This window comes from Demequina lignilytica (assembly GCF_030418375.1).
Taxonomy (GTDB): domain Bacteria; phylum Actinomycetota; class Actinomycetes; order Actinomycetales; family Demequinaceae; genus Demequina; species Demequina lignilytica.
On sequence record NZ_JAUHPZ010000007.1, the window covers coordinates 97807 to 116562 of the forward strand.

The following is an 18756-nucleotide window of genomic DNA, read 5'->3' on the forward strand; positions in this document are numbered from 1 at the left end:
TGTCAGACGTTGAAGCCGAGCGCGCGGAGCTGCTCGCGGCCGTCGTCGGTGATCTTGTCCGGCCCCCACGGCGGCATCCACACCCAGTTGATGCGGAAGCCGTCGACCAGGCCGTCGAGCGCCTGCGAGGTCTGGTCCTCGATGACGTCCGTCAGCGGGCAGGCCGCGGACGTCAGCGTCATGTCGATCACGGCGTGGCGGTTCTCATCGAGCATCACGCCGTAGACCAGCCCGAGATCCACGACGTTGATGCCGAGCTCGGGGTCGATGACGTCGCGGAGCGCCTCCTCGACGTCCGCGGCGTTGGCCGGGGCCTTGGTGCCTTCGGTCATGCCTTGTCTCCTTCCGTGGCGGAGGACGATGCGCCCCTCGCCTGGATGAGCGCGTCCTTGAGGGCCACCCAGCCCAGGAGCGCGCACTTGATGCGTGCAGGGTACTTGCCGACACCGACGAACGCGGTCGCGTCGCCCAGCATGTCCTCGCGATCGTCGTCCAGCGGCTCGCCCTTCGCCTGCATCAGGGCACGGAACGCCTCGTAGGTCTCATCGGCCGTCTCGAGCGACTCGCCGTCGAGGAGCTCGGCGAGCACAGAGATCGACGCCTGCGAGATCGAGCAGCCCTGGCCCTCCCAGGAGAGCGACGCGATCGTGTCGCCCTCGAGGCCCACCCGCAGGGTGACCTCGTCTCCGCAGGTCGTGTTGACCTGGTGCGACTCGCCGTGGGCGGGCAGGTCGACCTGAACCAGGCCGCGGCCATGCGCGGCGCGGGCGTGGTCCATGATGACCTGCTGGTACATCTGCTCGAGAGAGCTCATGCGGTGACTCCGAAGAAGCTGCGGACCGAGGCGAGCGCCTCGACGAACGCGTGCGCGTCCGCCTCGGTGGTGTACACGTGGGCCGACGCCCGGGTCGAGCCGGTGAGCCCGAGGCGACGATGCAGGGGCTGGGCGCAGTGGTGTCCCACCCGCGCGGCGATGCCGCGGTCGTCCAGCACCTGGCCGACGTCATGGGCGTGGACGCCCTCGACCGCGACCGCGGCGAGGCCGAGCACGTCCCCGGCGGCGGGGCCGCCGACCGGGCCGAGGAGCCGGACACCGTCGAGACTCGCAGCGCCCTCGCGCATGATCTGCGCGATGCGCGCCTCATGGGCGGCGACGTTCTCCATCCCGAGGCTCATGAGGTACCTCGCGGCCGCACCCATGCCGACGGCCTGAGAGACGGGCTGCGTGCCGGGCTCGAAACGCGTGGGCGCCTCGAGCCACGTGGTCCTCTCCATGGTGACCACCGCGATGGCCCCACCGCCGAAGATCGACGGCGGCAGCGCGTCGAGCAGCTCCTTGCGGCCCCACAGGGCGCCCACCCCGGTCGGGCCGAGCATCTTGTGGCCCGAGAAGGCGGCGAAGTCGACGCCGAGCTCCGGGAAGGACACCGGGATGTGCGGCACCGACTGGCATGCGTCGAGCACGGTGAGCGCGCCCACCTCGTGGGCGCGCGCCACGATCGCCGCGACGTCCGTGATGACGCCGGTGACGTTGCTGGCGTGCGTGAACGCGACCACCTTGGTGGACGGGCTCACGATCTCGGCGAGCGTCGAGAGGTCCAGGACCCCGGCATCGTCCACCGGGATCCAGGCGAGCTCGGCGCCCGTCCGTGCCGCGAGCTGCTGCCACGGGATCAGGTTCGCGTGGTGCTCGAGCTCCGTGACGACGATCCGGTCACCCGGGCCGATGCGGAAGCGATCCGCCTCCGCTCCCCCGGCTCCCAGGGTCGCGTTCTGGATCCCGTTCGCGACCAGGTTGATCGCCGCGGTCGCTCCCGAGGTCCAGACGATCTCCTCGACGGGCGCTCCGACCAGCCGCGCGACATCCGCACGCGCACCCTCGAAGGCCTCGGTCGCCTCCTCCGCGAGCAGGTGCGCGCCGCGCGCGACAGCGCCGTTGCTCCGCGTCAGGAAGTCGGCCTCGGCCTCCAGCACGGCACGCGGCCGCTGGGCCGTCGCGCCGGAGTCGAGGTACACGAGCGGCCTCCCGTTCCTGACCGTGCGTGCCAGGAGCGGGAAGTCGTCGCGGACGTCGGCGAGCATCGTTCAGGCGCTCGCCAGGTAGCGGTCGTAGCCCTCGGCCTCGAGACGCTCGGCGAGCTCGGGGCCGCCCTCCTCGGCGACCCGGCCGTTCACGAACACGTGCACGTAGTCGGGCCGGATGTAGTTGAGGATGCGGGTGTAGTGGGTGATGAGCATGATGCCCAGGCCCGTGTTGTCCTTGGCGCGGTTGACGCCCTCGGAGACGATGCGCAGCGCGTCGACGTCGAGGCCGGAGTCCGTCTCGTCGAGGATCGAGATCTTCGGCTGCAGCAGCTCCATCTGGAGGATCTCGTGGCGCTTCTTCTCACCGCCCGAGAAGCCCTCGTTGACGCCGCGCTCACCGAACGCGGGGTCCATGCGGAGGTTCTCCATCGCGCCCTTGACGTCCTTGACCCACGTGCGGAGCTTGGGGGCCTCGCCGTCGATCGCGGTCTTCGCGGTGCGCAGGAAGTTCGACACGGACACGCCGGGCACCTCGACCGGGTACTGCATGGCGAGGAACAGGCCGGCCTTGGCACGCTCGTCGACCGACATCTCGAGGACGTCCTCGCCGTCGAGCGTGACCGAGCCCTCGGTGATCTCGTACTTCGGGTGGCCGGCGATCGAGTAGGCGAGGGTCGACTTGCCGGAGCCGTTGGGGCCCATGATCGCGTGCGTCTCGCCCGAGTTGATCGTCAGGTCGACGCCCTTGAGGATCTCCTTGGTGCCCTCGGGGGTCTCGACGGTGACGTGGAGGTTGCGGATCTCCAGGGTGCTCATGCGTTCTCCTTGGTAAGAATGGGGTGGTCGATGTCGACGAGCACGCGCTCGCCCTCGACCCGGGTCGGATAGGTCTTCACGGGGGTCATCGCGGGCAGCTCGTCCGGCACGCCCGTGCGGATGTCGAAGCGCGAGCCGTGGGCCCAGCACTCGACGTGGCAGCCCTCCACCTCGCCCTCCGAGAGGGAGACCTCGCCGTGGGTGCAGAGGTCGTCGATCGCGTAGAAGTCGCCGTCCGCGGACCGCACGATGGCGACGGGGATCTCGGCCCCGTCGGCCAGCGTCAGCTCCGCGAGCAGCGCGCGCTCGGGCGCGAGGTCGCTCACCATGCAGGCGAACTGCTCACTCATCCTCGAGCTCCTCCTCCACGTGCTCCAGCTCGAGCTCGATCTGCTTCATCAGGCTCGCCTCGACGGCGGGGACGCCGATCTCGTGGATGAGGTCGGCGAAGAAGCCGCGGACCACGAGCTTGCGGGCCTGCTCCTCCGAGATGCCGCGCGAGCGCAGGTAGAACATCTGCTCCTCGTCGAAGCGGCCGGTCGCGGACGCGTGGCCCGCGCCCTCGATCTCACCGGTCTCGATCTCGAGGTTCGGGACCGAGTCGGCGCGCGCGCCGTCCGTGAGGACCAGGTTGCGGTTGAGCTCGTAGGTGTCGGTGCCCTCGGCCGCGGCGCGGATCAGCACGTCGCCGATCCACACGGAGCGCGCGGAGGCCCCCGCCAGCGCGCCCTTGTAGGTGACGCGCGACGTGCACTTGGGCACCGCGTGGTCGACGAAGAGCTGGTGCTCCTGGTGCTGACCCGAGTCCGCGAAATACAGGCCGAACAGATCGACGCTCGCGCCCTCGCCGGCGAACGCCGCCGAGGTGTTGAGGCGCACGACCTTGCCGCCGAGGGTGACCACGGTGCCCCGCAGGCGCGCGTCGCGCCCGAGGCGTGCGACCACCTCGCCCGCGTGGATCGCGTCCGCGTCCCACTGCTGCTGGAGCACCAGGTTGAGCCCGGCGTTGTCGCGCAGGTCCACCGAGACGAGCTCGGAGTAGCGTGCGGTGCCGGTCCGGGTGATGACCACCGTCGCCTCGGCGGAGGTGCCGACCTCGACGAGCAGGTGGCCGCGGACGTCGCCGCCGGCGCCGTTGAGGTCGATGGTGATGGGCTCGTCGACCACGGTGTTCGGCGCGATGGCGAGCACCATGGCGCCGCCGGAGTGCTTGGCCGCCACGGCCGAGGCGCGGTCGCCGGGCGCACGCACGGTGCGGACCACCGCATCGTCGACCGGGATCTCGGTGAGCGTCACGCCCGCCGGAAGGTCGCTGGTGGACCACTCGAGGTGGCCGTCGGCCGGCTCGTCGGCGAACAGCGGCTTGAGGTCACGCACGGCGCTGAAGCGCCAGTTCTCCTCACGACCCGTCGGCACGGGGAACGCGTCGACGTCGAAGGAGACGACGCGATCCGCACGGGACGAGTCGGGGACGATGCCGTGGCTGTGCGCGGCGTCGGCGGTGGCCTGGGTGTGATCGGTGACGGTCAACCGACGGATCCTTCCATCTGAAGCTCGATGAGGCGGTTGAGCTCGAGCGCGTACTCCATGGGCAGCTCGCGCGCGATGGGCTCGACGAACCCGCGCACGATCATGGCCATGGCCTCCGACTCCTCGAGGCCTCGGGACATGAGGTAGAACAGCTGGTCCTCGGACACCTTCGAGACGGATGCCTCGTGGCCCATGTGGACGTCGTCCTCGCGGACGTCGACGTACGGGTAGGTGTCGGACCTGCTGATCTGGTCGACGAGCAGCGCATCGCACAGCACGTTCGACTTCGAGTTCTTGGCGCCCTCGAGGACCTGGACCAGGCCGCGGTACGAGGTGCGGCCGCCGCCACGGGCGACGGACTTGGAGATGATCGACGACGAGGTGTTGGGCGCCGCGTGCACCATCTTGGCGCCGGCGTCCTGGTGCTGCCCCTCGCCCGCGAACGCGATCGACAGGGTCTCGCCCTTCGCGTGCTCGCCGAGCATGAAGATCGCCGGGTACTTCATGGTGACCTTCGAGCCGATGTTGCCGTCGACCCACTCCATGGTGGCGCCCTCGGCCGCGGTCGCGCGCTTGGTGACCAGGTTGTACACGTTGTTCGACCAGTTCTGGATGGTCGTGTAGCGCACGCGGGCGTTCTTCTTGACGATGATCTCGACCACGGCGGAGTGCAGGGAGTCCGAGCTGTAGATCGGCGCGGTGCATCCCTCGACGTAGTGCACGTACGAGCCCTCGTCCGCGATGATCAGGGTGCGCTCGAACTGGCCCATGTTCTCCGTGTTGATGCGGAAGTAGGCCTGGAGCGGGATCTCGACGTGGACGCCCGGGGGGACGTAGACGAACGAGCCGCCCGACCACACGGCCGTGTTCAGCGCGGCGAACTTGTTGTCGCCGACCGGGATCACGGAGCCGAAGTACTCCTCGAAGATCTCGGGGTGCTCGCGCAGGCCCGTGTCGGTGTCGACGAAGATGACGCCCTGCTCCTCCAGGTCCTCGCGGATCTGGTGGTAGACCACCTCGGACTCGTACTGCGCGGCGACTCCGGCGACCAGGCGCTGCTTCTCCGCCTCGGGGATGCCGAGCTTGTCGTACGTGTTGCGGATGTCCTCCGGCAGGTCCTCCCAGCTGGTGGCCTGCTTCTCGGTCGAGCGCACGAAGTACTTGATGTTGTCGAAGTCGATGCCGGTGAGGTCGGAGCCCCAGTTGGGCAGCGGCTTCTTGCCGAAGAGCTTGAGGCCCTTCAGGCGCAGGTCGAGCATCCACTCGGGCTCATTCTTCAGCGCCGAGATCTCGCGGACGACGTCCTCGTTGAGGCCGCGCTTCGCGAGCGCGCCTGCGGTGTCGGTGTCGTGCCAGCCGAACTGGTAGTTGCCGATCGAGGCGATCGCCTCGTCCTGGCTCATGGGCTCGGTGGGAGCACTCATGCTCATCCTTCCTTGCGGGGTGTCGGGGTGGTGAGCGGGATCGTGGTGGTGCAGACGTGGGCGCCACCCGCGAGGGTGGACAACCGCTGCACGTGCACGTCGAGGATCCTCGAGAAGGCGCGGGCCTCGGCCTCGCACCACTCGGGGGTCTTCTCCGCGATGGACTGGACGGGGCAGTGCCCCTGGCAGAGCTGGACCGTGATGCCACCGGGACCGGGCCGGACCGAGGCGGCATACCCGCGCTCGCCGAGCGCGCTGGCGAGGGCGGTGACGCGCTGCGCCAGCGGCGCGCCGGGGTCCACCGACCGCTCGAGGGCGGACTCGAGCTCGCGGGCCTTCGCCTCGACGAACTCGTCGAGGCCGCCGTGATCGCGCAGGTAGCCCAGCGCATCGACGGCCACGTCCTGGTAGGCGGAGGCGAGCGCCTGCTGTCCCGCCTGCGTCGCCACGAACGAACGCGCGGGGCGCCCGCGCCCGCGAGCGTGCACGCCCGGCGGCTCGTGGTCGACGATGTGCCCCGCGTCCTCGAGGGAGGTCAGGTGACGACGCACGCCCGCAGCGGTGACGCCGAGCTCCTGGGCGAGCGCGGCCGCGGTGATGGGACCCGCGGTCGCGATGAGGCTGAGCACGCGATCGCGCGTGGTGTCAGCGGACATACGACCTCCTCGAGAGCACGGGGACGGGGGTGGCGATTAAGCAAACATTGTCGTTGCTTAAAGCATTCCCTGCAAGCAAGGGAAGCCTTACCGAAGGCCGTCCGCGGCGCGCGCCTGGCACCGCATCGTCCCGCCCTAGACTGGTCGGCGTGACGAGCGAGACCACCTCCCCCGCGCCCACCGTCGAGAGCCGGGGAACCGGCTACCGCGTGACGCGTGCGCTCACGCTGGCGAACATCCTGACGCAAGGCGGGATCATCGTCACCGGCGGCGCGGTCCGGCTCACCGGATCGGGCCTCGGCTGCTCGACCTGGCCGCAGTGCGAGCCGGGCCAGTTCACGCCGGTCGCGCACCCCGAGGCGGGGATCCATCCGTACATCGAGTTCGGCAACCGCACGCTCACCGGGATCCTGCTGGTGGTGGCCGTGGCGCTCGCCGTGGCGGTCTGGCGGACTCGACCCGCGCTGCGGTGGTGGGCGCTCGTGCCCGTCCTCGGCGTCCTCGGACAGGCGGTCCTCGGGGGCATCACCGTGCTCACCGGCCTCAATCCGCTCACGGTCATGCCGCACTTCCTGCTGTCAGCGGTGCTCGTGTGGAACGCGGTCTGGCTCGCGCTGCGCTACCGGAACGCGCCGCGTCGCGCGGGCGCCCCGCTGGTGTGGCCGCGCCGCCTGCTCACCGTCCTGCTCGGCGTGCTGCTGACGCTCGGGACGCTCACCACGGGCGCGGGCCCGCATTCCGGCGACGCGGACGCCACCGAGAGGCTCGGCCTCGATCCGGCGCTGATCGCGCGCGCCCACGCGCTGAGCGTGTGGGCGTTCGTGGCGCTGCTCGCGTTCCTGATCTGGCGCGTCCGACGCGACCGTTCCGTGGGCGATCGCGATTCGGTCCGCAAGGCCTGGGTGGTCCTCGCCGTCGTGACGCTCGCGCAGGGTGTGATCGGCTACGTCCAGTACTTCACCGGCCTGCCGGAGATCATCGTCGGTGTCCACCTGGCCGGCGCGGCGATCCTCACCGCGGCGCACTCTGCCTTCCACCTCCTCACCCGGGCGGACCGGACCCCGGCATGAGCCACGAGGTCACGCTCGACCACGTGCGCGAGGCCGCGCGCGTCCTCGACGGCGTGGCGCAGCACACGCCGGTCGACCAGGCCTCGTACCTCACGGGCCTCCTCGGCGTGCCCACGTACATGAAGCTCGAGAACCTGCAGCGGACCGGCTCGTTCAAGCTGCGGGGGGCGACCTACCGGCTGTCGCGGCTGACCCCGGAGGAGCGTGCCCGCGGCGTCGTGGCCGCGTCGGCCGGCAACCACGCGCAGGGCGTGGCGTTCGCCGCCCAGCAGCTGGGGGTCGAGGCGACCATCTTCATGCCGCTGGGCGCCCCGGTGCCCAAGCTGCTCGCGACCAAGGGCTACGGGGCCACCGTGGTGACCGAGGGCGCGATCGTGGACGACTGCCTCGCGCTCGCACAGGAGCACGCGGAGCGCACGGGCGCGGTGATGATCCACCCGTTCGACCACCCCGACGTCATCGCCGGCCAGGGCACGATCGGCCTCGAGATCCTCGACGACGTTCCCGACGTGGAGACCATCGTCGTACCGATCGGCGGCGGCGGCCTCATCGCCGGGATCGCCGTCGCCGCCAAGGCACGCGCGGCGCTCGAGGGACGGACCATCCGTGTGATCGGCGTCCAGGCCGCCGCGACGGCCGCGTTCCCTCCGTCGCTCGCCGCCGGGCACCCGGTCACCGTCGAGCGCACGCCGACGATCGCCGACGGGATCGCGGTCGCGCGTCCGGGCGCGCACACCTTCCCGATCGTCCGCGACCTGGTCGACCAGGTGCTCACCGTGGGCGAGGACGACCTCGCCCGCGCCGTGCTGACCCTGCTCGAGCGCACCAAGCTGGTGGTCGAGCCCGCGGGCGCCGCGCCCGTCGCGGCGATCCTCGCCGGGCTGATCGAGGCGTCCGGCCCGACCGTCGCGCTGGTCTCCGGGGGCAACATCGACCCGCTGCTGCTGCAGCGGATCGTCGCCCACGGCCTGGTCGCCTCGGGCCGCTACATGACGCTGCGGATCCCGCTGCCGGACCGGCCCGGTCAGCTCGCGGCGGTGTCCGAGCTGCTCGCCCGGGTGGGCGCGAACGTGACGGAGGTGCTGCACACCCGGCACGACCTGGGCCTCGCGCTGAACTCGGTGGTGCTCCAGGTCTCCGTGGAGACGCGGGGGCCGAACCACCAGCAGGAGGTCCTGGACGCGTTGACGGCGTCCGGCTTCACCCCCGAGGTCGCCGGGGACTGAGCCGCGCGGGCGGCGGGCTAGAGCGAGCCGCCGCGGCGGCGGTCCTCCGGAGCGAGCAGCCAGGGGGAGTCCGCGGGCCGGAGCGTCGACCAGCCCGACCTCCGCGCCTGGTCCGCGGCCATCGCCCCGACGAGCAGCGAGGACGCATGCACGCCACCCGCGGCGATCGCGGCGAGGATGTCGTCGAGCGCCACCCAGTCGCCGACCATGTCGCGCTCCTCCTCGGACCGCTCGTGACGCTCCTCGTCGGGCACCGCCGCGAGGTCGCGCGCGAGGAACACCCGCACGCCCTCCGAGCTGCCTCCCGCGGACGGGTAGTAGTCGGCGAGCACATGCCAGGTCTCCGCGGTGAGGTCGGCCTCCTCGTGCAGCTCCCGAGCGGCGGCCTCGACCGGTGTCTCCCCGACGCCGTCGAGCAGCCCGGCGGGCGGCTCCCAGCATTCGACGCCGACGGGGTGGCGGTACTGACGCACCAGGTACAGCTCGTCGCGGTGGTTGAGCGCCACGATCACCACCGCGCCGGTGTGCTGCACGAAGTCGCGCGTCACCACGGTGTGGTCGAGGTCCACCTGGTCGCTGACGACGTCCCAGACCTTGCCGTCGAACCGGGGTTCCCGGGCCAGGATCGGGCGCGGCGCTGCCGCGTCCGCGAGCGGCACGTGCGCGTCGGAGGTCACGCGCTCGCGGCCTCCGTCGCCGGCTCGGCGTCCTGGGCCGCCGCCTGCTGACGCGCCAGCGCGGCGCCGACGAGCCCTGCGAACAGCGGGTGCGCCTTGGTGGGGCGCGACAGGAACTCGGGGTGCGCCTGGGTGGCGACGTAGTACGGGTGCACGTCGGCGGGGAGCTCGACGAACTCGACCAGCGAACGGTCGGGGCTCTCGCCGCAGACGATGAGGCCGGCCTCCTCGAGCTGCGCGCGGTACGCGTTGTTGACCTCGTAGCGGTGACGGTGGCGCTCGCCGACGGTGGACGTGCCGTACGTCTGCGCCACGACGGAGCCCTCCTTGAGGACCGCCTGGTACTCACCGAGGCGCATGGTGCCGCCCAGGTCGCCCTTGCCCTCGACGATCTCGAGCTGCTCCTCCATGGTCGCGACCACGGGATGCGGGGTCTCCGGGTCGAACTCCGAGCTCGACGCGCCCTCGAGGCCGAGCACGTTGCGCGCGTACTCCATCACCATGGTCTGCATGCCGAGGCAGATGCCGAGCGTGGGCACCTTGTTCTCGCGGGCCCACCGCAGCGCGCCGATCTTGCCGTCGACGCCGCGGATGCCGAAGCCTCCCGGCACCAGCACGCAGTCGACCCCGCCGAGGGCCTCCTGCGCCCCCTCGGGCGTCTGGCAGCGGTCGGACGCGACCCAGCGGATGCGCACCCGGGCGTTGTGGTGGAAGCCGCCGGCGCGGAGCGCCTCGCTCACCGAGAGGTACGCGTCGGGCAGGTCGATGTACTTGCCCACCAGGGCGACCTCGACCTCGTTGGCGGGCTTGTGGACGCGCTTGAGGACGTCGTTCCAGGCACCCCACTCGACGTCGTGGAAGGGCAGGTCGAGGCGACGCACCACGTAGGCGTCGAGGCCCTCGGCGTGGAGCACCTTGGGGATGTCGTAGATGCTGGGCGCGTCGACGGCGTTGACGACGGCCTGCGGCTCGACGTCGCACATGAGCGCGACCTTGTTCTTGACCGACGAGGGCACCTCGCGGTCGGAGCGGAGGACCAGGGCGTCCGGCTGGATGCCGATGCTGCGCAGCGCGGCCACCGAGTGCTGGGTCGGCTTGGTCTTCTGCTCTCCCGACGGGCCGATGAACGGCACGAGCGAGACGTGCAGGAAGAACACGTGGTCGCGTCCGACGTCGTGGCGGACCTGGCGCGCGGCCTCGAGGAACGGCTGGGACTCGATGTCGCCGACGGTGCCGCCGATCTCGGTGATGATGACGTCGACCGACTGGCCCGCCTGCTCGCGCATGCGGCGCTTGATCTCGTCCGTGATGTGCGGGATGACCTGCACGGTGTCGCCCAGGTACTCGCCGCGGCGCTCCTTCGCGATGACCTGCGAGTACACCTGACCGGTGGTGACGTTGGAGCTCGCGGAGAGCTTGACGTCGAGGAACCGCTCGTAGTGGCCGATGTCGAGGTCGGTCTCGGCACCGTCGTCGGTCACGAAGACCTCGCCGTGCTGGAACGGGTTCATGGTGCCGGGGTCCACGTTGAGATACGGGTCCAGCTTCTGCATGGTCACCCGCAGGCCGCGCGAGCGGAGAAGTCGACCGAGGCTGGAAGCCGTCAGGCCCTTCCCCAGGGAGGAGACGACTCCTCCGGTGACGAAGATGTGCTTGGTGACATGGTCCGTGCCGGACATAAATCGCGTTCGCTCCACGGGCTTCAAGCCTATCAGCCCGCGGTCCCGGTCGGAACGGCTGACGCGCTGAGGATTCCGGGAACCTCGCCCGGGCCGTAGTGCGGGACCGCTCCGAACAGGCTCTCCGAGATCACCGCGGCGACCGTGACCGACCCCATGGTCCACTCGTCGCCGGCGACGGTCGCGACGTCGAGCGAGCCCGCGTACGGGGCGGTCTGGCCCGGCGACCCCGCCAGGATCACCGGGGCGTCGTACTGCGCGAACGCGTCCGCGAGGACCCCGAGCGTCCCGGCGTCGCTGCCGCCGATCATCACCACCGCATCTGCGCGTTGCGCCGCCGCGCCGTCTGCCAGGCCCGCCTGCACCAGGAGGGACCAGAGCACCTCGCCGCGGTCGGTGCCGATCGCCGCCACCTCAGCGGGGTCGGCCGCCGACGGTGCGGCTCCCCCCGTGGAACCCTGGACGAACGCGTGCGCGAGCAGCGCCTCGACGTCGCCCTCCGCCTCGCCGATCACCGTCGGGGCGAGCTGCTCGGCGAGCGCCTCGCGGAACGTCGTGGTCTCCGTCGCGGCCCACTCGTCGGTGAGGGCGACCTCGCCCGCGACCTGTCCCCCGGCCTGGACGATCCGGTTCGCGACACCCGCGGCGAGGTCGCCGTCGGCTCCGGGCACGGTCACGATGAGCACGGCCGCCCCCGCCAGCCGGTCCGCGAGCAGCGCGGGCGCGGCGCCGTCGACGTACGCGACGGCGGCCTGCGCCGCGGCCTCGGCATCCGCGCGTGCCGCGGCCTCGACCTCGATCTGCGCCTGCAGGGTGTCGATCTCATCGCCCACGTCGCCGAGCAGCGCCGCGCGCAGCGGGCCCGACCCGAGCACGACTCCGATCGCGAGCAGCGCGACCCCGGCGCCGGCGAGCAGGGCGACGGTCCTGCCGTCCCTCATCGTGCTCCCTCCAGCAGCCCGCTGAGCCATTCCCACGCGCCGGTCATCGCATCGTGGCCCTCCGGGGTGCCCCAGGCTGCGAGCACGAGCGCGACCGTGGCGAGCACGAGCGGGCCCCAGGCGGCGACGGCCGAGTAGCGGTGCCGGTACAGGGGTCCGAGCACGTCCGCGTCCACCACGGTTCCCGAGGCCGCGAGGCGCGCGAGCAGGGCCCCCGCGGCGTCGCCGGTGCGGTCCTCGACGTGGTCGAGGAGCCCCGTCCGGCCGCCGGCGACCACGATCACCGTCGCGCCGGCCGCGTGGGCTGCCAGGATCGCCAGGTCCTCGCTCGCGATGCCCGCGTCGGAGGTGTCATGGGTGAGGCCGATCGCCTGCGCCCTCGCGCGCCCGGCATCGTGGCCCCGGGGGTCGTGGATGATCACCTGGTTGGCCCGTGCCAGGGTGTCCTCGGCCACGGTGTCGATGTCCCCGAGCACGATGCGCGGGGCGAGGCCGGCGGCGCGCGCGGCGTCGGCGCCCTCCCCGATCCCGATCACCAGCGGCCGCCGTTCCCGGGCGAAGCGGCTGAGGACGGGGTCGCCGGCGAAGCCGGGCGCCACCACCACGACGGCGCGGCCGGCGACCGGCAGCCGCAGCTCAGGAAGGCCCGTGCCGTCGAGCAGCAGAGCGGACTCGCGGGCGAGCACCTCGAGCGTGTTCGCCGCGAAGGCGCCGACGTGGACAGGGAGGTCGGCGGCGGCCGCCGCCCGCAGCTCGTGCGCGGCCTCGGAGGTGAGCCGGTTGCCCTCGAGGGCCGTGTCACCCGCCGTCACCCGACCGCCCTCGATGGTCACCCGGTCGCCCTCATGGAACGCGAGGACCTCCTCGCCCACGGCGTCCACGACGGGGATCCCCGCCTCGAGCAGCACGAGCGAACCGGTGTGCGGGAGCCTGCCCGACAGAGACGCCTGGGCGTTCACGACGGCGGCCGGCTGCCGCGCGAGCAGCGCCTGGGCGGCCCGCCGGTCGAGGTCGAGCGCATCGATGATCGCGACGTCGCCCTGGCGGAGCCTGCGCGCGAGGGCGAGCGGGGAGGAGTCCACACGCGCGGTCCCGCTGACGGTCGGGAGGGGTGTCATGGCGGCTATGGTGCCACGCGGGAGGCCTCCCACAGCTCACGCGCGTGGGCGAGTGCGGTCTTCGAGTCCTCGTGTCCCGAGAGGAGCCGCGCGAGCTCCTCGACGCGGGCATCGCCGGCCACCTCGCGCACCTGGGCGCGCGTGATCGCGCCGTCCGTGGCCTTCGCCACCACGACGTGACGGTCGGCGTGCGCGGCCACCTGCGCGAGGTGGGTGACGACCAGCACCTGATGGGTCCGAGCGAGCTCCGCGAGGCGCCGTCCGACGGCCACCGCCGCGCGCCCGCCGACCCCGGCGTCGACCTCGTCGAACACGAACGTGTGGCCGGGCGCGGCGGCGTGCCGGGCGAGGGACACCTCCAACGCGAGCATGATGCGGGACAGCTCGCCTCCCGACGCCGCCAGCGCCACCGGCCGCGCGGGCGCTCCCGGATGGGAGGCGAGGGTCATCCGGACCTCGTCCGCGCCCGAGCGGCGCAGCTCCGCACGATCGACCTCGACGGCGAACGACGCGTCGGGCATCGCGAGCCCCGCGAGCTCGGCGTTCACGTCGGCGGCCAGGCGGTCGGCGCCGGCGCGACGGCTCGCGGACAGCGCGTCGGCGAGCCGCTCGACCTCGGCCGCCGCGGCGCGCTCGTCGCCGCGACGCGCAGCCAGGTGCTCGTCCCACGAGTCGTCCTCGGCGACCGCGGCCGCGGCGCGGTCGCGGTAGGCCAGCACGCCATCGAGATCCGCGCCGATGCGCCGCATGAGCGAGCCGAGCGCCGCACGACGCTGCTGGAGCTCGTCGAGACGCGACGGGTCCGCGTCCATCCGGTCGAGATAGGACGCGAGCTCCTGCGCGACGTCGGCGGCGCCGTAGGCCACGTCGGCCAGCCGGTTCTCGAGGTCCGCGAGGGCACGGTCGTGGCGCGCGGCCTCGCCGAGCGCGCGCCGCGCCGCCTCCGCGGCGATGACGAGGGTGGTCTCGCCGTCGCCGTCGATGGCCTCGCGCGCGGCGGCGACGCCCGTGCGGACGGACTCCGCGTTCTCGAGCACCTCGATCTGGTCCTTGAGCGCCTGGTCCTCGCCTGCCTCGGGCGCGACCTCGTCGATCGCCGCGAGATCGTCGCGCATCCGCGCCGCCTCGAGGCGGGCCTGCTCGGCGCCGGACTCCATCCGCTCGAGAGCGTCGCGAGCATCCCGCCAGCGGCGCCATGCGGCCGCGTAGGAGTCGAGCAGGTCCGCATGATCCGCGTACTCGTCGAGGATCGCGCGCTGCTCCGCGGAGGAGCGCAGCCGCGCCTGGTCGCTCTGGCCGTGCACGGTGACCCAGTGCGCGGCGACCTCCGCGAGCACCGCCTGCGGCACCGTCCTCCCGCCCACGACGGTGCGCGACCGCGTCGAGGCGCCCACGCTCCTGCTGACGATCACGGTGCCGTCGTCGTCGAGCGCCGCGCCCGCCTCCTCGAGGCGCTCCGCGGGCCAGCTCCCGGGCGCCACGTCGACGATCGCCTCGGCGAGCGCCGCGGCGGCGCCCGTGCGGACCGTCGCGGGGACGGACCTGGACCCGAGGATCAGCCCGAGCCCGGTCAGCACCATGGTCTTGCCCGCTCCGGTCTCCCCCGTCACGCAGGTGAGGCCGGGTCCGAGGTCGATGCGGGCCGACTCGATCACACCCAGGTTCTCGATCGCGAGCTCGCGCAGCATCAGATCCCCGCGGCCCATCCCTCGACGTCGCGGGTCCCGCGGAAGCCGTCGACGGGCAGGGAGAACTTCTTCACCAGGCGCTCGCTGAACGGGGCGTCGAGCATGCGGGCGAGGCGGACCGGCTCCGCGCCTCGACGCACCTCGACCCGACCGCCGCGGGCGACGTCGATCGCCCGGGCGCCGTCGAGCACCACCTGCGCCGTGCTCGCCGACCGTTCCAGGATCTCCACCGTCACGCTCGAGGACGGGCCGATCACGAGCGGGCGCGCGAACAGCGCGTGTGCCGCCAGGGGGACGACCAGCAGGGCGTCCACCTCGGGCCAGAGCACCGGACCACCCGCGCTGAAGGCATGCGCGGTCGAGCCGGTGGAGGTGGCGATCACCACGCCGTCGCAGCCGAAGGTGGACAAGGGCCGTCCATCGATGTCGAGCCCGACCTCGACCGTGGTGCGCAGGTTGGCGCGCTCGATCGTCGCCTCGTTGAGCGCCCACCCGGTGCTGACCCCGCCGTCGCGCTCGGTGACCACCACGTCGATCGTGCCGCGCTCCTCGACCGAGTAGTCGCCCTCGGCGAGACGCACCGCCGCCGTCGCGACATCGTCACGCTCGAGCTCGGCGAGGAATCCCACCCTCCCCAGGTTCACCCCGAGCAGCGGGATGCCGGTACCGCGCGTCATGTCCGCCGCGTGCAGCATCGTCCCGTCGCCGCCGAGCACGAGCGCGGCGTCGATCGGCTCGTCGGTGTCGGCGTGGAAGTCGGCGCAGACGCCCACCCCCGTCTCCCGCAGGGCGGCCTTGGCGACGGTCGCCGCCTCGAGCGTCTCGGGACGATGCGGGTTGGGCACGATCAGGATCCGGCGACTCACGCTGTGCCTCCTGTCTCCGTCTCGATCGCTGCCCGCACCTCGGCATCGTCCAAGGCAGGCGGCCGGTCGCGGCCGCCGTCCCTAGCCTGCCACGTCCGCGACCCCCAGATGAAGAACTCCACGTTGCCGCTCGGCCCCGGCAGCGTCGACGCCGCGATCCGGTGGACCACGAGGCCGGCCCCGCGCATGGCGGCGGCCACCTGGGCGACCGCCAGGGCACGGTCGTCCGCCCGGGACACCACTCCCCCGCGTCCGAGGCGCTCGCGCCCCACCTCGAACTGCGGCTTCACCATCAGCAGCAGGTCCGCGCCGTCGGCGACCACATCCAGGATCGGCGCGATGAGCAGCGTCAGCGAGATGAACGAGACGTCGGCGACGACCAGGTCGGGACGTTCTCCCAGATCAACGAGAGCGAGCTCCCGGGCGTTCAGGCCCTCGCGTGCGATCACGCGCGGATCGTCGGCGATGGACCGTGCGAGCTGCCCGTGGCCGACGTCGACGGCGTGGACCCGCGCCGCGCCACGCTCGAGCAGGACCTGGGTGAAGCCCCCCGTCGACGCCCCGACGTCCAGCGCGACCCGCCCCTCGAGCTCCAGCTCGGGACACGCGTCGAGCGCGCCGATCAGCTTGTACGCCGCACGGGAGACGTAGGCGTCGTCTCCGCGCACCTCGATCGCCGCATCGTCGCCCACGACCGTGGAGGCCTTCGAGACGACGACGCCGTCGACCCGGACCGCGCCGTCGGCGATCAGCTCCTGCGCACGCGTGCGCGACTGAACCAGGCCGCGCGCCACGAGCGCGCGGTCCAGACGCACGTCAGCTCTGCTCGTCCCGCAGGCGCGTCGACAGCGCCTCCTGGACCTTGTCGAAGAACTCGGCCTGCTGCTCGAGGTCGTCCGGCAGCTCCGTCACTGCCTTCAGGGCCTCGCGCACCTCCGCCGGGTACTCGACCTGGCCAAGCGACTCACGCGACTCGTTGATGTCAGCCATGGAGCGAGGCTACCCGAGGTGCGGAAGCGTCTCAAAACTCACGCGCGCACCCGAGTCGATCGCCTCCCAGGTCGCCGCGCAGGCCGCGCGGACGCGATCCAGCGGGCTGCCGCCGTCGACGACGAGCTGACCCTCCGTCACCCGCGCCCGGGCATCGCCGACATGCCACCAGTGGTCCACCAGCTCGGGGGCCGGGTGCACCTCGGCCAGGCAGCCGAGGTCCCGTCCGATGAACGCCGGACGGTCTTCTCGCGGTGCCGCGAGGGCGTCGCTGACCTGCGAGACCCCGGTGAGGACCAGCAGACCGGGCATGCCGGCGGCGCGGGCCCCGCGCAGGTCGGTGTCGAGACGGTCGCCGATCATCATCGGCCGCTCCGCCCCCGCCTTGCGCGCCGCCAGGTGGAACATGGCGGGCTCGGGCTTGCCCGCCGAGAGCGGGTCCACCCCCGTCGCGGTCCGCACCGCCGCCACCAGGGAACCGTTGCCGGGCGCGAACCCGCGCTCGGTCGGAAGCGTCAGGTCGAGGTTGGTGGCGAAGAAGCGCGCACCCGCGCGGATCGCGTACGTCGCCTCGGCCAGCTGCGCCCAGCCGAGCTCCGGGGCGAATCCCTGGATCACGGCCGCCGGCTGGTCGTCGGCATGCTCGACGAGCCGGTAGCCCTTCGCCGCGACGGCCGTGCGCAGCCCCGCGCCGCCGACGACCAGCACCGCCGCGCCCCCGGGGACGTGGTCGGTGAGGAGCTCGGCACCCGCCTGCGCGGCGGTCATCACCTCCTGCGGCGCGCACGGGATGCCCAGGTCCGTCAGGTGGTCGGCGACCGTCTCAGGCTCGCGTGACGCGTTGTTGGTGACGAACAGCACGCCCATGCCCGCCGTCCTGGCCGCCGCCAGGCCCTCGGCCGCTCCCGGGATCGCGTGCGCGCCCTTGTAGGCGACCCCATCGAGGTCGACGAGCGCGACGTCGAAGGCCTCCTGCAGCGGGACGTCGGTGCCCAGCAGGTCCGATGCGGTCATGGGTGCTCTCCTCAGCTCAGGTGCGTCGGTCCGGAGGGACCGGGGTCAACGCTCGTCGTCGGCGTCCTCGTCGGCGTCCGGGTCGGGGAGCTCGGCCGTGTCGTACAGCACCACATCCTCCTCCTCGACCTCCTCGACGGGCTCGGGGATCGCAGCCTCGAGGGCGTCCGCCTCCTCGTCGCGACCGAGCGCACGCAGCACGTCGACCATCGCGTGGTCGATGCGCGCGCGGAGCTCCGCATCGGCGGTCTCGAGCCGGGACAGGATCAGGCGCGCGGCGTCGGCGTCCCCCATGTCGAGGCGCGCACCCGCGATGACGATCTCGAGCTCGATGCGGCCCATCTTGTCGAGGGTCCGCGCCTCGGGCTCCTGCGCGATCGCCAGAGCTCGCTCGGGGCGCCCGAGCCCGCGCTCGCAGTCGGCCATGAGGGGCAGGTGCTCGTTGGAGCCGCCCAGCCTGCGCACGGTCCGGAACTCGCGCAACGCCTCCGCGTAGCGTCCCGTCGCGTACGCCGTCAGCGCGGCGGCCTCGCGGACCACGTCGACGCGGCCGCCGCGCGCGGCCGCGACCTGAGCATGCCGGTACGCGAGCTCGGGGTCGATGTCCAGCAGGTTGCCCGCCATGATGAGGTGGCGTCCCACGTCCTCCGCGTTGTCCTTGCTGAGGGTACGCAGGCGCGCACGGACCGTGCGGTCGAGCTGGTTGTAGGTGACCTCCTCCGGGATCTCCGGCGCCTCGAGGTACTCCGCCTGTGTGAGGGGGATGGCGCCGACGCGCGGCGGCCTCTCCTCCTCGCGGTCACGACCGGCGCGCTCCGGACGGCCCGCGCGACCGGGGTACGCGCGCTGCCCACGGTCACCGCGGTCGCCGCGGTCGTAGCGGTCGCCGTCGCGGCGGGGGCCGCGGTCGTTGTCGTACCGACGCTCACCATCACGCTGGGGGCGACGGTCACCATCGAACGAGCGTCGCGGACGATCGCCGTCGTACGGGCGCGACGGGCGCTGCGGACGGTCACCATCACGACGCGGGCCACGG

General features: G+C 72.4%; 19 protein-coding genes and 1 pseudogene. 2 read left to right on the top strand and 18 right to left on the bottom strand.

What is annotated here, in order from left to right; genetic code table 11:
• Positions 1 to 2: 2 nt before the first annotated feature.
• Genes QQX13_RS10635 through QQX13_RS10670 form a run of 8 tightly spaced genes read right to left on the bottom strand, consistent with a single transcriptional unit; the run spans position 3 to position 6451 of the window.
• A complete protein-coding gene (locus tag QQX13_RS10635; protein WP_301121648.1) occupies positions 3 to 332 on the bottom strand; it encodes a metal-sulfur cluster assembly factor in 330 nt (109 codons plus the stop codon).
• The gene (gene sufU, locus QQX13_RS10640) at positions 329 to 814 is read right to left on the bottom strand and encodes a Fe-S cluster assembly sulfur transfer protein SufU (protein WP_301121650.1); all 486 of its coding nucleotides are present in this window, start codon (positions 812 to 814) and stop codon (positions 329 to 331) included. Before sufU ends, QQX13_RS10635 begins: the two co-directional genes overlap by 4 nt.
• On the bottom strand, positions 811 to 2082 hold the full coding sequence (locus tag QQX13_RS10645) for an aminotransferase class V-fold PLP-dependent enzyme (RefSeq protein ID WP_301153384.1): 1272 nt from the start codon (positions 2080 to 2082) through the stop codon (positions 811 to 813). Before QQX13_RS10645 ends, sufU begins: the two co-directional genes overlap by 4 nt.
• Positions 2083 to 2085: 3 nt before the next feature.
• Complete coding sequence (gene sufC / locus QQX13_RS10650; protein WP_301121654.1) at positions 2086 to 2841, bottom strand: Fe-S cluster assembly ATPase SufC; 756 nt, start codon at positions 2839 to 2841, stop codon at positions 2086 to 2088.
• Complete coding sequence (locus tag QQX13_RS10655; protein ID WP_301121656.1) at positions 2838 to 3191, bottom strand: non-heme iron oxygenase ferredoxin subunit; 354 nt, start codon at positions 3189 to 3191, stop codon at positions 2838 to 2840. The genes sufC and QQX13_RS10655 overlap by 4 nt, the downstream gene beginning before the upstream one ends.
• On the bottom strand, positions 3184 to 4371 hold the full coding sequence (gene sufD, locus QQX13_RS10660; RefSeq protein ID WP_301153386.1) for a Fe-S cluster assembly protein SufD: 1188 nt from the start codon (positions 4369 to 4371) through the stop codon (positions 3184 to 3186). The genes QQX13_RS10655 and sufD overlap by 8 nt, the downstream gene beginning before the upstream one ends.
• Positions 4368 to 5801 carry a Fe-S cluster assembly protein SufB gene (gene sufB / locus QQX13_RS10665; RefSeq protein WP_436968577.1) on the bottom strand — a complete coding sequence of 478 codons (1434 nt, stop codon included), beginning with the start codon at positions 5799 to 5801 and terminating at the stop codon, positions 4368 to 4370. Before sufB ends, sufD begins: the two co-directional genes overlap by 4 nt.
• Positions 5798 to 6451 carry a helix-turn-helix transcriptional regulator gene (locus QQX13_RS10670; RefSeq protein WP_301121666.1) on the bottom strand — a complete coding sequence of 218 codons (654 nt, stop codon included), beginning with the start codon at positions 6449 to 6451 and terminating at the stop codon, positions 5798 to 5800. The genes sufB and QQX13_RS10670 overlap by 4 nt, the downstream gene beginning before the upstream one ends.
• Before the next feature lie 149 nt (positions 6452 to 6600).
• Here QQX13_RS10670 and QQX13_RS10675 point away from each other — a divergent pair, with 149 nt between their 5' ends.
• Together QQX13_RS10675 and ilvA are read left to right on the top strand one after the other, a co-directional pair.
• Positions 6601 to 7521, top strand: coding sequence for a COX15/CtaA family protein (locus tag QQX13_RS10675; RefSeq protein WP_301153387.1), 921 nt, complete (start codon positions 6601 to 6603; stop codon positions 7519 to 7521).
• Positions 7518 to 8747, top strand: a complete 1230-nt coding sequence (ilvA, locus tag QQX13_RS10680; protein ID WP_301121675.1) for a threonine ammonia-lyase — start codon at positions 7518 to 7520, stop codon at positions 8745 to 8747. The genes QQX13_RS10675 and ilvA overlap by 4 nt, the downstream gene beginning before the upstream one ends.
• A gap of 17 nt (positions 8748 to 8764) precedes the next feature.
• Here ilvA and QQX13_RS10685 read toward each other — a convergent pair whose 3' ends face one another.
• From QQX13_RS10685 to QQX13_RS10730, 10 genes and pseudogenes are all read right to left on the bottom strand, one after another.
• Positions 8765 to 9424, bottom strand: a complete 660-nt coding sequence (locus QQX13_RS10685; RefSeq protein ID WP_301121677.1) for an NUDIX domain-containing protein — start codon at positions 9422 to 9424, stop codon at positions 8765 to 8767.
• Positions 9421 to 11103, bottom strand: a complete 1683-nt coding sequence (gene pyrG, locus QQX13_RS10690; RefSeq protein ID WP_301121679.1) for a CTP synthase — start codon at positions 11101 to 11103, stop codon at positions 9421 to 9423. Before pyrG ends, QQX13_RS10685 begins: the two co-directional genes overlap by 4 nt.
• A 32-nt stretch (positions 11104 to 11135) precedes the next feature.
• Complete coding sequence (locus QQX13_RS10695; RefSeq protein ID WP_301121681.1) at positions 11136 to 12044, bottom strand: copper transporter; 909 nt, start codon at positions 12042 to 12044, stop codon at positions 11136 to 11138.
• Positions 12041 to 13162 carry a putative cytokinetic ring protein SteA gene (steA, locus tag QQX13_RS10700; RefSeq protein WP_301121683.1) on the bottom strand — a complete coding sequence of 374 codons (1122 nt, stop codon included), beginning with the start codon at positions 13160 to 13162 and terminating at the stop codon, positions 12041 to 12043. The genes QQX13_RS10695 and steA overlap by 4 nt, the downstream gene beginning before the upstream one ends.
• A gap of 5 nt (positions 13163 to 13167) precedes the next feature.
• Entirely contained in the window at positions 13168 to 14850 is a 1683-nt protein-coding gene (gene recN, locus QQX13_RS10705) for a DNA repair protein RecN (RefSeq protein WP_301153388.1), read from the bottom strand.
• On the bottom strand, positions 14850 to 15716 hold the full coding sequence (locus tag QQX13_RS10710; RefSeq protein WP_301121687.1) for an NAD kinase: 867 nt from the start codon (positions 15714 to 15716) through the stop codon (positions 14850 to 14852). Before QQX13_RS10710 ends, recN begins: the two co-directional genes overlap by 1 nt.
• Positions 15713 to 16531 (bottom strand): TlyA family RNA methyltransferase, encoded by an 819-nt coding sequence (locus QQX13_RS10715; RefSeq protein WP_301153390.1) that lies wholly within the window; start codon positions 16529 to 16531, stop codon positions 15713 to 15715. Before QQX13_RS10715 ends, QQX13_RS10710 begins: the two co-directional genes overlap by 4 nt.
• A 1-nt stretch (position 16532) precedes the next feature.
• Complete coding sequence (locus QQX13_RS10720; protein ID WP_301121691.1) at positions 16533 to 16706, bottom strand: hypothetical protein; 174 nt, start codon at positions 16704 to 16706, stop codon at positions 16533 to 16535.
• A gap of 9 nt (positions 16707 to 16715) precedes the next feature.
• Positions 16716 to 17720 (bottom strand): HAD-IIA family hydrolase, encoded by a 1005-nt coding sequence (locus QQX13_RS10725; protein WP_301153392.1) that lies wholly within the window; start codon positions 17718 to 17720, stop codon positions 16716 to 16718.
• 45 nt (positions 17721 to 17765) lie between these two features.
• Positions 17766 to 18756 (bottom strand): annotated as a pseudogene (locus QQX13_RS10730) (hypothetical protein); the annotation flags it as partial.

Excerpts from the sequence above, each read along its gene's own strand:
- pyrG (WP_301121679.1), bottom strand. The coding sequence starts at position 11,103 with ATGTCCGGCACGGACCATGTCACCAAGCACATCTTCGTCACCGGAGGA.
- QQX13_RS10725 (WP_301153392.1), bottom strand. The coding sequence starts at position 17,720 with ATGACCGCATCGGACCTGCTGGGCACCGACGTCCCGCTGCAGGAGGCC.
- sufB (WP_436968577.1), bottom strand. The coding sequence starts at position 5,801 with ATGAGCATGAGTGCTCCCACCGAGCCCATGAGCCAGGACGAGGCGATC.
- steA (WP_301121683.1), bottom strand. The coding sequence starts at position 13,162 with ATGACACCCCTCCCGACCGTCAGCGGGACCGCGCGTGTGGACTCCTCC.
- QQX13_RS10655 (WP_301121656.1), bottom strand. The coding sequence starts at position 3,191 with ATGAGTGAGCAGTTCGCCTGCATGGTGAGCGACCTCGCGCCCGAGCGC.
- QQX13_RS10635 (WP_301121648.1), bottom strand. The coding sequence starts at position 332 with ATGACCGAAGGCACCAAGGCCCCGGCCAACGCCGCGGACGTCGAGGAG.
- sufU (WP_301121650.1), bottom strand. The coding sequence starts at position 814 with ATGAGCTCTCTCGAGCAGATGTACCAGCAGGTCATCATGGACCACGCC.
- recN (WP_301153388.1), bottom strand. The coding sequence starts at position 14,850 with ATGCTGCGCGAGCTCGCGATCGAGAACCTGGGTGTGATCGAGTCGGCC.
- QQX13_RS10695 (WP_301121681.1), bottom strand. The coding sequence starts at position 12,044 with ATGAGGGACGGCAGGACCGTCGCCCTGCTCGCCGGCGCCGGGGTCGCG.
- ilvA (WP_301121675.1), top strand. The coding sequence starts at position 7,518 with ATGAGCCACGAGGTCACGCTCGACCACGTGCGCGAGGCCGCGCGCGTC.
- sufC (WP_301121654.1), bottom strand. The coding sequence starts at position 2,841 with ATGAGCACCCTGGAGATCCGCAACCTCCACGTCACCGTCGAGACCCCC.
- QQX13_RS10670 (WP_301121666.1), bottom strand. The coding sequence starts at position 6,451 with ATGTCCGCTGACACCACGCGCGATCGCGTGCTCAGCCTCATCGCGACC.
- QQX13_RS10645 (WP_301153384.1), bottom strand. The coding sequence starts at position 2,082 with ATGCTCGCCGACGTCCGCGACGACTTCCCGCTCCTGGCACGCACGGTC.
- QQX13_RS10720 (WP_301121691.1), bottom strand. The coding sequence starts at position 16,706 with ATGGCTGACATCAACGAGTCGCGTGAGTCGCTTGGCCAGGTCGAGTAC.